The sequence below is a fragment of the Burkholderia sp. BCC1998 genome, from assembly GCF_905339875.1.
In the GTDB taxonomy this organism is placed as follows: Bacteria; Pseudomonadota; Gammaproteobacteria; order Burkholderiales; family Burkholderiaceae; genus Burkholderia.
On record NZ_CAJPHE010000014.1, the window covers coordinates 1 to 12986 of the forward strand.

General features: G+C 56.1%; 9 protein-coding genes and 1 pseudogene. 3 read left to right on the plus strand and 7 right to left on the minus strand.

Features of this window, described 5'->3' with window-relative positions:
* Both U5A56_RS22720 and U5A56_RS22725 read right to left on the minus strand, forming a co-directional pair.
* The coding region (locus tag U5A56_RS22720) for an APC family permease (protein ID WP_257775936.1) at positions 1-762 on the minus strand (762 nt) is incomplete at its 3' end.
* Between the two features lie 321 nt (positions 763-1083).
* Positions 1084-1227, minus strand: a pseudogene (locus tag U5A56_RS22725) (tartrate dehydrogenase); the annotation flags it as partial.
* Between U5A56_RS22725 and U5A56_RS22730 the strand changes: the two are divergent.
* Positions 1204-1977 carry a hypothetical protein gene (locus U5A56_RS22730; protein WP_415749234.1) on the plus strand — a complete coding sequence of 258 codons (774 nt, stop codon included), beginning with the start codon at positions 1204-1206 and terminating at the stop codon, positions 1975-1977. The pseudogene U5A56_RS22725 and the gene U5A56_RS22730 sit on opposite strands and share 24 nt — an antisense overlap.
* Positions 1978-4407: 2430 nt before the next feature.
* Here the strand turns inward: U5A56_RS22730 and U5A56_RS22735 are convergent.
* Positions 4408-4581 carry a hypothetical protein gene (locus U5A56_RS22735; protein WP_185733492.1) on the minus strand — a complete coding sequence of 58 codons (174 nt, stop codon included), beginning with the start codon at positions 4579-4581 and terminating at the stop codon, positions 4408-4410.
* A gap of 766 nt (positions 4582-5347) precedes the next feature.
* On the opposite strand from U5A56_RS22735, the gene U5A56_RS22740 reads away from it, so the two are divergent.
* The gene (locus tag U5A56_RS22740; protein ID WP_257775938.1) at positions 5348-6109 is read left to right on the plus strand and encodes a ParA family protein; all 762 of its coding nucleotides are present in this window, start codon (positions 5348-5350) and stop codon (positions 6107-6109) included.
* Position 6110: 1 nt separating this feature from the next.
* On the plus strand, positions 6111-7172 hold the full coding sequence (locus tag U5A56_RS22745) for a ParB/RepB/Spo0J family partition protein (protein ID WP_124664101.1): 1062 nt from the start codon (positions 6111-6113) through the stop codon (positions 7170-7172).
* A 151-nt stretch (positions 7173-7323) separates the two neighbouring features.
* Here the strand turns inward: U5A56_RS22745 and U5A56_RS22750 are convergent, their stop codons facing one another.
* The 4 genes from U5A56_RS22750 to U5A56_RS22765 form a co-directional block, all read right to left on the minus strand.
* Positions 7324-8625 carry a replication initiation protein gene (locus U5A56_RS22750; protein ID WP_257775939.1) on the minus strand — a complete coding sequence of 434 codons (1302 nt, stop codon included), beginning with the start codon at positions 8623-8625 and terminating at the stop codon, positions 7324-7326.
* A 1256-nt stretch (positions 8626-9881) separates the two neighbouring features.
* The gene (locus tag U5A56_RS22755; RefSeq protein ID WP_257775940.1) at positions 9882-11150 is read right to left on the minus strand and encodes an RNA-guided endonuclease InsQ/TnpB family protein; all 1269 of its coding nucleotides are present in this window, start codon (positions 11148-11150) and stop codon (positions 9882-9884) included.
* Between the two features lie 243 nt (positions 11151-11393).
* A complete protein-coding gene (locus tag U5A56_RS22760; RefSeq protein WP_124664103.1) occupies positions 11394-11957 on the minus strand; it encodes a hypothetical protein in 564 nt (187 codons plus the stop codon).
* Positions 11958-12175: 218 nt separating this feature from the next.
* Complete coding sequence (locus tag U5A56_RS22765; protein ID WP_257775941.1) at positions 12176-12724, minus strand: hypothetical protein; 549 nt, start codon at positions 12722-12724, stop codon at positions 12176-12178.
* Between the last annotated feature and the right edge of the window lie 262 nt (positions 12725-12986).

Here is a 12986-nt window from a genome sequence, read left to right on the forward strand (position 1 = left end):
GCGAGGAACAGTTACCTCTGGGCTTCGAGCCTCTTCGCGAAAAACGGCCGTCGCCTCGAAACCAGCGAAACTGGTCACACCGAAAAGCAAACCGAGCCCAATAGAGCCGGATGTCACCGCACTCGGCGTCAGCCAAACAGGTGAGATTCCGTGCAGCCCTTTAGTCAAGGCAACTGCTATCTCCCACACGAATACGAGCACGACCTCGCAAATCAGTGCAAGCGTGAGCACCTTTGCGGAGAAGGTGATGCGCAGGTAGCCAAAGACCGCAACGATGCCGAGCAAAATAAGCGAGTACCCCCACCAGACAAGCGGGGAGCTATTGAAAAGATGCTTGAACAATGAGGTGTAGGCCACCCCGGCATACAGATAAATGCCGACCATCATGAAGCCATATGCCAGCATTGCCATCAACGCGGCGCCGAATCCGATAGGACGGCCCAGTCCTGCAGTGATATACGCGTAGAATGCCCCTGCGTTGCGCACGTGCTTCGACATCGTCGTAAAGCCGACGGAGAACAACAACATGAGGCTGCCGGTGATCAAAAACGTCGCGGGCGCGCCCAAGCCATTCCCCATCGACAACATCAGCCCGATAAAGCCGGTGACGACCGTGAGCGGCGCGTTATATGCCAGCACCGTAAACACAATGTCGAACGTTCCCAGATGCCCTGATAGCGTAACGGGCCGAGCGCCATCCGCCATCCCTCCAGGTTCGGAACTGCCCGCCATGCCATTCGCACTGTTACTCAACGTTTCCATACTTCCACCAACTCCTCGATGGTTCGTGGCGGGAAGCGCGGGGCTACGCACCGCGACATAGTGTGCTTCCGTGCATTGCGCCGGCTTTATACCGCCTGCTGCACCGAAGCCACTCATACTATCCAGTCAAATTAGAAGAACGACTGGTATGTCGAAACTTTAGTACGTTGAGTTTTTTGAAACAAGGGCTTTGTGTCCGGCTACGGCTACCGAGCGGCGAGAGCCAGACCCATCAAAGCTTAGCGGCAACATAGGAGTTTCCCTATGTCGCCGCCTGACGTCTCCGAGCCGTTCTTATGCCGTTACGCTTGCCTTACGCGCTCACTGACATACACGCTCACTGACGTCGACACCCACCTGAGTCGTATTTGCGGTTCCGCCCAAATCCGGCGTGCGTGGCCCTTGCGCGATGCCTTCCTCGATGGCCCGCAAGATGGCGTCGTGCGCAGCACGATACTTGCCCTGCCGTCAGCCTCACTAACCGAAGATGACGAAAACCATGCGGAGTGCGAACACAAGCCGCGGCATGCCGAAGGGCCGTTCTTCGCACATCTGCTGGAGGCGGTAGGCGATCATGCGCCCAATGCCGGTACGACTTCGGCCAAACGCACGCGCCTGTCGCTACGCATTCGCGAGGCCGCCGCCCGCGCCGGCAGCGGTACGGCGCGGCTCTTTTCCAACGAGACTCAACGCTACAACGAGAACAAATACGAATGGCCCCGCGACGTTCACGACGCACTCGATCGCCAGCAGATCAAGCTCTTCACGTTCCTAGTCGGGCATACATCGCATCAGTTGCCCGACAGGAATCGAATGAGTGGCTGCGAGGTGATGCAGCATTGTCTTCCTGTTCTCGCGCAGGGCCGGCGAATCGTCGAGATGATGTGGATGAATCAGGTCGAGCTGCAACGAAGACGCCCTGCTCCACGAATGCCGGAAACAGGCTGCCTCCCAGCGCAACCGCAGTCGACTCCGCGGAACGCCACACGACGCAAAATTTCTCGCCATCGGGCGTGCGGATCCAAAAGTCGACGGGCCGTGATGGATTCGCGTCTGGAATACACGGGGGCCGCTCGCAGTATGCGAGCACGTGAGAATCCGATTCGAGGCGGAGCCGCAGATCCAGCGCGGGCCGCCCGAACAGAGTCAGCCGGCGGCCGATCTTTGATCCGAACAAATCATGTCGGTGCGCGCCGTATGGACGGGTGCTGGTGACCGCGCGCACAAAACGTGGTGGGATCATGGCCAAGGTTTCGGTTTTGCCCAACAATCATGCTTTAGTACAAAGCATCGGGCCATCCGACCCTGACCGCCGCGCGGTTGAAATTTGGCGCGCGGATCATCACTACAAAATACGTATCATTTGATACAGTCTATCGTGTTTGTGGCTGTGCAAGTCGACACGTGCCGGTTTTGAGAGAATTTTCTGTCCTCGGGCTCCACGCGTTGTGAAACAACAGCGAAAAATGCCGCCAAATCGTCGCAGTCCCTTGCTGGGCTTGAATTTCAGGCTTGTGGCAGTTTCTCCCGAGTGTTTCACGGAACGACTCGGTGCCCATAACACGTGGCGTTTCAGACTTTCTCTTCCGTCACTCGACATTTCCGAATCTTGCTTCTGTGGGCCATGAAGCGAAAGTTATGATGGTCCCTACATGAACCCTCGCTGCGTCAACAACTGACACCTGAAAGTACTGCAACTTTCCCTTCAGCTCACAGCTGCAAACCAACGAACGATTCGAGCCAGATCGCCAAAAAAGACCACGCGCAGAATTGCGGAGCCGGTCCCACTGGGGCGTCAGTCTGCGAGCATCGTCATAGGCGGTCTGCTCGCCATGTGGCGCCGCAGGGCGCAACATGTGGCCCCACGGACATGACTGTTAGTTGCGAAATAGCGTACCTACAGAGGAACATCCACGGACGGCGTCCGGATTCGAGTCGGACGCAAATGCGGTCCCGTCGGGGCGCAGAAAGCCATGCGTTTGCTCGTCTTTGCCCACATCACCCGACTGTTAGCGCCTTCGCGACCGCCAGAACCAAGCGCCATGCTTATTCGCAACCTTTTACTTGCTGCGCGTGGTCGGTAAAATTGCGACGGAACGCTTCCCTCGTCCCGGTAGTTCTCGAGCCCATCGCCGACTACCGCGACACGCGCAGCTTGCATGAACCACTGATCCGCCCGGTCGGCATTCCGCTATCAGCACTGCTCGATAAGCACGGCATACTTACGAAGCGACTGAAAACGGCGGATGCGCCGACGCGACGCTTGCCGTTCTTCGCTCGCTACGTGAGGCCGATCCATCTAGACACGCATAAAGTGCAGCATTTCTTCGCCATGGCAAACGCGGCGCCTTGCACAAAGGCTCACAGCACGCCCGCACAGTCAGCGTAACGAGCATGCATTCGCTCCAGCATAGGTTTGTCTCACACGCCCTCTCCCACTGCATGAACCTCGAGAGTGCTCAGCTTTTTGCAGCCTACAACTCACTTGACACCATTTCGACCTATGCGACCGCGAAGATTAGCTGGTAGGTCTGCGAGGCCGAGAAAATCCTTCGCGTGGCTACCACCTGAGACAGCTTTCGTACTCGCGCTAGGAAGTATGTCGGCGGCTGCCCTGCTCTCTCGACAAGCGATATATAGAAACTCAAAAATAAAATTAATCATAGAAGTAGACAGCCGGCGTAATGGCACCCTGTCGTTGGGTTTCCACGTGGAAACTTTGATTGGTCACGACACTCGTCAAAACTGTCGCAGTGGCGTGACTTTCGCCCGGCCTGATCGAATCTCGCGGATCAATTCATGATGCTTTCCACCTTGCATACACGCGATTGATGTACATCGCGCGTTTCTGAGAGCAACGAAAAAACTTCTGAATAGCGGTCACCGTCGCGCGGACTTCGCCCAACTCTACCGGCCTCGTTTTGGACAAGCTGACCGGAAGTCCCGATCCGTCAATGCGATTGTCCATGACAGGCTCCCAATTCCCTCGGAAAAACAATCCCAACGCAACCGCCACACAAAGTTTAAACACCGACGTCCGCGCCGATCAGACGGGCTAAGCGTATCGTCACGGGATCAGCCGCGGTAGCGGCGCAATTGACGCTTATCTCCGTTCGCTCCGATGCTAGGGCATGGGCAGGGCGTTGCCCACGCTCAGATTGTGCTAGCTCGACATTCAGCGCTACCAAACCTGCCGACGCCGCGCCGCGGCAGTAACGCCAGCGGTCGCAGCTCTAGTGGCAATGTTGCAAACCAATCCATGCCCGTTCGCGCTGCCCCAACGCCTTGTCACTGGCAATTTCGTCGGATCTCGACCCTGCGAGTGGGGCAACCATGCCCTGCGAGGGCCTTTGATCGTCGACGCACGGAGTTGTCGCGCATGATTCTGAGCGAGAAGAAAGACGATAGCGTGGTCCTATGCTGTCGCCGCCAGACAAAGCACCCAAAAGAGTAGCGCAGCAACTTTGAGGATTTCGCCTAGAGGCTTCGATATTGCTGGCAACAGTTGCGCATCAAGAAGAAGAACAATGCTGGCCAGTACCCATGCGGCCTTCTCGACGCCCGTTCCACCTCGATATATCACCACAATAGTGGCGCCTACGATCGACGCGAATCTTGCCGTACCTGCAACGAAACAGCAACGTTTCAGCCACTTCTCGCCGTGGCGATGCTGTCGCCATGGCAGGGGCCGAACTGGTTTTGAGTGAATGCGTTCAAGGTCAGATGCTTATCATTGTCTTGCGATATGGCGAGCACATTTGGCTGAGCCAGCAGAAAGCCCTGCACAGTCAAAGCAGAAAAATGGGGGTGAGTTTCCACGTGGAAACTCACCCCGGAGCCGAACGAATGGGCGGCGCGAACGCGCGGACGAACCCGTATTGAATGTGACCGGGATGCACTAGTCACCCCGAAGTCTACGATGTTTCCACGTGGAAACCCGCCGGAGAACAGAAAGTGGTGACACCCCAACGCATTCGGACACATACGTTGCAGTCGGCCGGAAGCACCCACCCAAATGCACAGGAAGTTTCCACGTGGAAACCTAGCCTGAAGCCGAACGAGTGGCCGGTCCGAACGTGACGATGAACCCGTATTGAATATGGCTGGGGTGTACTTATTCAACCGGATATTCGCGATGTTTCCACGTGGAAACCTCCCGGTAAGTCGAACGTTCTGCGTCGAGGAACATTTGTCCGCCGTACTTAATTTCAGCATATGTGGCCACGTCACGCCGCAGACGCATCCACAATCTCGCAACAGCCAACCCTCAGAGGATTCCCCAAGAGCTGAACTGGTCGATGTGATCTGGAACATAGATCTCTGCGGAAGGTACGGCGCTCCGCTACACACCGGAGTCGGCAAGTTTCGAAAATTGCGGAACGTAGGACGCCACGTGAGATCAATAGCGTCACCGAATACAGCGATCGGCAATCGGATTCCACGTGGAAACCTGATCATTCAAGAGCAATCGACGGGAACGATCATGGTGCTATTTGCTCAATCAACCCGTGACCAGAGCGATCACAAGCGAGATGGACTCTCTCGATTCCATTGAAGATCTTCACGGAAAAATACAAATGTCATCGTGATTGGAGCGAAATATTTTACATATTTTTATTGCATTTTTCGTCAAAATAATTTATTTTTGGCAATCATCTTTTATAGAGAGGACGACATGGGAATAGTTATCGCCGTTGCCAACCAGAAGGGCGGGAGCGGGAAAACCACGATCACCCTCAACCTGGCAGGCGCGTACTGCGACGACGCCCCCGACCTGCGCGTCCTCGTGATCGACGCCGATTCCCAGAGCTCAGCCGTTCGAGCGACCGGAGCCGGTGATGTTCCATATCCCTTCACCGTAGTGAACATGGCCGCGGCGGGATCGAATCTCAGCCGCGAGATCAAGCGGATGGCGCAGGATTATGACCTTGTCCTCGTTGACTGTCCGCCCAGCGTTCACGACAAGAACACCGAGATTGCAATCGCCGCTTCAGACTTTGTGCTTGTTCCCATGGATGCCTCGGCTCTCGACGCGTGGAGCACGATCGGCATGCTGCAGCTGGTCCGCCGAACGATCGGTAGCGACCCGACGGGATGCGGCATTGTGTTCAATCGCGTGAACACCAAGACTACCGGCTATGCGGAAGTCCGCGCCGCAATGGGTGAGGACAATCCATATCCGATTCTCGAAAGTACGATCGCCCTGCGCGAAATCTACAAAACTTCGATCGGCATCGGTGCGACGGTGTTCTCCGTGAAGGGACAACGAACTGCCAAGCAAGCCAAAGAGGAGATCATGGCCGTTGCAAGGGAAATTCTCGGTATCAAGGGCCTGCTGGAGGCGTGAAATGTCGAACAAGGATCAAGCTAAACCGAAGCAGGGACTGTTGGGTGCCTCCATTCGCAAGGGCATTGCCAACGAAAAGGCTGATGTGGACGGGCGCCTCGATGCGACTGGCGTGACCTCCGTAGAGGAGCGAGCCCCTGCGCCTGCCGGTGCAGCCGTGTCGGGTGATCCGCTCGCGAGCACGTATGGCAGCCGCACTAATGCGTCCGCTGTATTACCTCGCGTGCGGATTCTGCTGAATGAACTCGTTTCGAACCCGTTCAATCCGCGTGAGTTCTATAGCCCGATCGCGATCGATGACCTGGCTGTCCGAATGAGGCGGGAAGGGCAGCATGTCGCGATCACCGTCACACGCAATCATCGCTTCCCCGGCAAGTACGTGATTGTCGATGGCGAATTCCGTTTCCGCGCAAAAAAGAGCCTTGGCGAGCAGTCGATCGATGCAGAGATCGTCCCTGATCTGTCCGACAAGGATCTCTATCTCATGGCAAGCAGCATCAACAAGAATCGAACCAAACAAACCGTGTTCGATGATGCCGTTGCATGGGAACGCCTCCTTGATCAAGATATCTTTGAGAGCCAGGAAGCGCTCGCGGAACACCTCAGTATCAACAAATCGCTGGTTTCGAAAACGCTACACGTCGGCAAACTGCCGAAGCACTTTCTTCAACGATTGGCGAATGCGGAAGAGGTTGGCCTCGCCCACGCCTATAACATCAAACTTATCCTCGAGCGTGCCGACCACGCTACGGCCGAGTCCATCCTCGAGCGAGTACTCGCCGGAGAGTACTCGGTACGTCGACTCGAGGAGTATGTGAAGAAGCTCGATGGCACTTCGCCTCCACGCGCCGCGAAAACGCACTACAGCAGCAACGTTCCTTTTCATACGGCAAGCGGCCGGGACATCGGTGCGCTCAAGCGTTATCGCGATGGACGTACCGAACTGAAACTGACGAGTCTCAACGAAGATCAGCAGACCATCCTCGTCGCACAATTGGAGAAAGTCGTGCGCGATTTCGTCGCGACCCACCTCGCTGAAGAGCAGGCGGGGGAGAGCACCTAACGGAACAATGCCGCACAAACGCCTGATTCGTGCGTTTGTGCGCACAGACACAAGGCTGGCCAGCTAAGAACTGGCCTCTTCGCATTAGGGCAGCGCGATAGTTCGCGCAAAGCGAACAAATAGCCACGCTACTCGCATGCCGGAACCCGGCTTACGCGATTGACTTGGCGCCCTGAAGCACGAAGCTCAAGAGGTCGGCGTCCGTGGGCTCTCCCCAAACAGCAGTGGCAAGCCACCCGAAGAAAGCCGCCTCTGCCGATTTCTTCCCCTTCTTGGAATCTGACAGCCGGAGGATCTCCGATGGCTGCTGCTCGTTGTACTGCGATACATACTTCTTCTGCTCCGTGGCATCCAATTCATTGAAGAAGCCACGAATCTGCTCGGTCCGATGAGCCGCATACTGAGCGTGCAGTTTGATCTTCAACTCATCGCCTGACTCGATCGGTGCTTTCGGCGGCTTTTCGGCGGGTGTCGAATTGGCCACTTCCCAGCCACCCTCAACGGCCTTTCGGAAATATGCGCCAACTTGAGCGACAGGCTCGACGCCAGTTTTCTTAACGCGTTGCTCGGTGTAATCGATCGCTTTACGGATCGCATCGTTACTATGTGTCGATGCGAGCTTGCGTGCCTCGGCCAGTGGAATTCCAAGCTTCGTCATGCCGCCAACGAGATCCAGATCCGCCTCCTGCGTGATTTCGGGCTTGCGCTTAGGCGTGATCGAAAACTGGACAGCCGCAATCGCGCGCCCATTCTTAAATTCAGCCATCTCGATCTCGTGGTCAGAAACCTCGTTGATCTCGATGAGAGCTGGCTGAAGGACACGGCTCTTGAAAATCTTGTACTGCGAGTACGAGCCTTCCCGCCAGTCGAGGCCCAGAAGCAGATCCCTAATGGATTCAACGCTAAGTTTGGGAGTCCGGCCGACTCCTTCGTAGCGAACCACGTTCTCCCAAAGGGTTAGAGCATGTCCACGCTTAAACGACCGTGCGATCCGCATGTCGATACGCGCATAGGTCTGCGGGTTCATCAAGAGTTCGCGCATGTTGTCCGAGAACTGATACTTCAGCGTCGAGCCCGACATCTTTGCACCGGCAATCAGACCACTCGCGTTCCACTCGGACTTCCCGGACAGATGGTCCCAGTTGACCACAAAGCCAACTAACGAGTTGACTGTCGCTTTAACATAGTCGCGGTTCTTTGTATTCAGGCCGACGTCCTCTATCAGATCCAAGATCTGGTACTCGAACCATACACGTTCACCCTGCTTGTTTTGCTCGATGGCGTTCTTGATCAGGGCGTTGAACATCTTGCCTTGCTGTAGCGAAATGGCGCCGGATTGCGGCGCGACATGTACTGCAGGAACCGCTTTCCGAAAAGGCTCCGGTAGATCCGCCAACGGGAACAGCGTGATCTGACTCGTGTCTGTTGGGACGGTGATTTTCTTTTTGGGCACGTCAAGTCCGGAGCCAAGATGAACGAAAGGTAACAATACCCTGTTCCGCATTCACCTTCAAGCGCTCAGGAGATGCGCTCTCTTAGAAGATGCGCCTCTACAAGTCCATCAGAACCATAGCCATGCACCATTCTCATAAGATCACTGGCATTCTTGTTAGGCCAATGGAAATCCATTTAATAATCAAAGCACTATGCAGGTGTGAGCACACACTCACTTTCAACCAGAGAACCATGGGCGTTGACCTTCGATCGCGAAAGGCCCCCAAAATCACGCAGCATTCGCCTGCTGTTCGAACCATAGATATGCACCTTAAGGCTGTTCTTGATCGCCCAGGTCTACAGGCCTCGGCTCAGGAGCCATGACCAGTCCCCGTTTTCGAGGGCTAGATGGGTACCATAAACATGAACCCGCGCCGGGCAATCCTGAATCAAAACTGTTTTAAATCATACACTTGTAGACAGAACATCAAGTGACTCCTCAGATACATGGGGAACCATAGACGTCTACCAACAGCCATCGGGCGATGTCAGCACGGGCAACTTTGACGGATGGACCATATAGATGCACCCATGCCCCATATCCATTTACCTCTGGAACCATAGGTATGACCGGTCGGAACCATATCCTTCGACCTATAGAACCACAGGAATATACCCAAGGAACCATAACGATAGACCCGACCCTCTTGAAAGCCTTATCGGGTAAGGATTTCGTCCAACGTAAACGTAGTTAAAAGGTTGAAAGTGTTTATCGAAAACACGTAAACGTCCCCGTGCTCCAAGATAGAGAACCAGAGCCTTTTACCCATGGCGAGCGACTGATACATAGAACCATAGACGTTTACCCGTCGGACGCAGCTGGCGCACGGAACCATAGATGTTCACCCACTAAGCTCGGCTGGCATACAGAACCATAGACGTTCACCCACTGAGCTCGGCTGGCATACGGAACCATAGACGTTCACCCTACTGAGCTCGGCTAGCATGCGGAACCATAGACGTTCACCCACTGAGCGCGGCTAGCATACGGAACCATGGATGTTCACCCATCGCGCGTGGCTGGCAGACGGAACCATAGATATTCACCCATTGTGCCCCGCCACTATATGGATCCGTTGACGTTCACCTACGGAGCCTTGCTCATGTGGAACCAGCCATTGCCTCAAGACTCGGGGTGACGTCGCAGCCACTGCAGTCCTATCGGAGAACCACAAACGTGAACCTTAAGAATGAACTCTCCCACCGCTAAGCGTCTTACGACGCTGTAGTGGGGGTTTCGCGGGTCACAGACTTGGACTTGGCGCGTTGCCTCGACAGAGGTTTCCGTCTCGCCGCCACGCCCGTTCCAGGCGTGTGCGCATCGATCAGGACGACCGACGCTGCCTTCTGATCGCGTTGCGCGGTGTGCCCGCAATACGGGCACACATGCCTGCGGTGGCTGAGCGTCTTGTGAACGATCTCCCAGCACGCGGCGCAACGCTGCGATGGTTTTAACTGACGCGTGTTCGCCACGTGCAGTCGCGTACCAGTCTCCACCACTTTGTACGCGAGCATCTGATGCGCCATGCTCAATCCCGCGGACAGAATCTCGCGATTCAGCCCAGCTTTATGTTTGACCATCCGGCCGGGCTTGTCCTGCGTGCCTTTGGCCGAACGGCTCATGTTCTGCGTGCGCAGTTCCTCCGTGGCAAGCACTGCACACGCCGTCACCATGCGCGTCGTTTCCTTGTGCAGGAACTCGCGACGCAGGTTGCCGATGCGCTCGTGCAGCTTCGCTACCTGTGCGCCGAGGCGCCTGTACCGAATGGAGCTGCGTTTCTTGCGTGCCTGTTGGCGCTGAAGGTCGGCCATGCGTGGCATCTCGTTGCGAACGAATCTCGGATTGGCGATCGTCTCGCAGTCGTCGAACGTGGCCCAATCATTGAGGCCGAAGTCCACGCCGCGATGCGCGTCATCGCTACGGGCGCGCGCACATGCATCCTTCGAGACTCGTAACGTCACGGAGGCGAACCACTCCCCATGCTTGCGCGTAATGGTCAGATCGTTGGGCTTTGCGCCATTACCGAACCGATGCTGGCCGCGCGCGCGGATCGACATGGCTGCCTTGCCGCTACCGATTCGCAGCGTTGCACCGCGTCCGCCGTGCTGCATGAGTTTCCAGCCAGCGGGATCGGGATAGCAGAAGCCAGCGAACCGCTTGCTGGCCTTGAACCTCGGTAAACCCGGCGTCTGTCCTACCTTGACCCGCCGGAAGAAGGCCTGAAACGCCGGATCGAGCTTGCGTAACGTCTGCTGCAACGCGTGAGAGTCCAGATCGACGAACTCCGGGCGGGCCGCCTTGATCTCGGGCAGCACGTTTTGCTGCTCGTAGTAGCCGACTGGCTTACCGTGCTTGCGGTAGGCGTCGATACGCTCCTCGAGCGCCGCGTTGTATAGCTCGCAGTGCAAGCGAATCCAGCCCGTCAGGCGTTCTGCCTCACGAGCATTCGGAGACAGCTTGATGGTGACCTTGCGGCGTTCCATGATGCGAGGCCAACACGTAGGTCGAAGCGCAGGGCACGAAGGAGCAAGCACGGGAGTCGGCCGCAAAGAAGGCAAAAGGCAAACCTGCCCGCTAGCCCCCCCTTCCTGTCCGATCGGCTTCGCCTATAGGTTCGCAAGCGAACCGGCCGCACTAGGAAGGGGAATGCGCGGGCAAAGGTTCAATCGAACCACAGGCGCAAACCAATCGTTCGTGCACCGGATACTTCCTCCCGCGACACTTTGTCAACATTTCAGTAGCGACGGAAGGAAGGTGTTGACAAGGATTTCCAGATCCCTGAGATATGGGACGATTCGATCAATGTTCGGAGAGTCCATTCGCACATACCGCCGACCATGACCTCGACAGACTGACAGGTTGACCGAGATCGCGTCCTCATTCCGAGTGCTCTCAACCGGACCATTCCCCGACAACAATATTGACCTCACAACGTCGGGCGATGAGCCCAGCGGCACGGATCGAGCACGGCTCGTCACCAACTGTTTACCGCACTGTCGAATCAACTTCGAGATTGCACCGGCAGTCTCGAACGTGATGTGATCTTCGTCACTGAACGATCGAAGAATTGGCGCGGGAAGCAACGCAGCCGCGATTGATCGGGAGACCTTCGACGGTGAGACTTTGAGATCGTTGGAAAGCGCCGCTTGCGTCAGCCACAGCTTCCGTTCCAGCACCGCCAGATAGAACCGTCCCATTCTCACCGGTGAGGCGCAAGTGGCCGTAAGCGCTTTATGCGCTGCCATCGCTGTATTCAGATCCGGGAAGGTTGAAATTTCGACTTTGTCCATGCTGAGTCACGTTGGAAAATTGCGATAGCACGATGAAGATCGAGCTGTCGTCCGGGCCGTACGAATGTAGCCTGCTTTGTCGCGACTAACTCTCTGCCGCTCAACCGGTTGAGGGGAGTACTAAAAATACCCCCCTGCAAGCCGCTGAATTAACAATGTATTTCGCACGACATCGTTCTGTGCCGTGCGAAATTTCTGCAACACAAGCTATCGAGCCGTTATGAGCGGCTCACCGTACATATCTTTCGTGCCGACGTGTCGATCGCCTCGGAGAACTCGGCGAAGCGGCTCAGGATCCGCGCCATAGCTCTCGGTTCGACGTCGAGCTTCAAATACCTCCCGGTGGCCGCGACCGAGACCGATACGAGGCGGCCACCGTGTACGTTCGCGCTTTCATCGGCGAGCGCAGCGAGGACTACCGCAATCGGGAGCGTTCTGCCGTCGACAATCTTCTCGGCATTTCGGCAGACAACGTCGTTGCCGAGCGAAGTCAAGAGTTTTGCGAGCGTCTCGGCGACACGGAAGGTAACTCGGTCGGAGCCACCCAAAGCGGTGATAACAGGCTCAGGCAAGGTAGATGCGCGTAGGGCCTTCGATACAACTCCCGTCGACGTAGAGAACAACCGGGCAAGTTCAACTTGATTCGAGCAGATTCCATCGTCAAGGGTCGTTCGATAGAACCGGCCCAGCTCTACAGGCGAAACACCACCCTTGCGAAGCGTCGAATGGGTCTCCATTGCAGCTGCTTGCTGTTCTTCGCGTTCCATGTCGATTCGGATCAAGTTATTGGAGGCCAACGCTCATCTGCCGTGAAATTTGTGAAACGACTCGCAAATAGTCTATTGCACTTCGATGCGACGGAAAGGATCAAAAGAGGGGTGTTTTTGCACATCATTTCGGGTTGCCCCCCTCAACCGGTTGACGTGCGCGTATCGAATTCGCGGTGAGATTGCGGGCAAGTAAAAAAGGTCTCCCAAATCGCATCTCTTTTGCCGCGTTGCGCTGCTGGCCCGGCTGTTCCAATTGAAC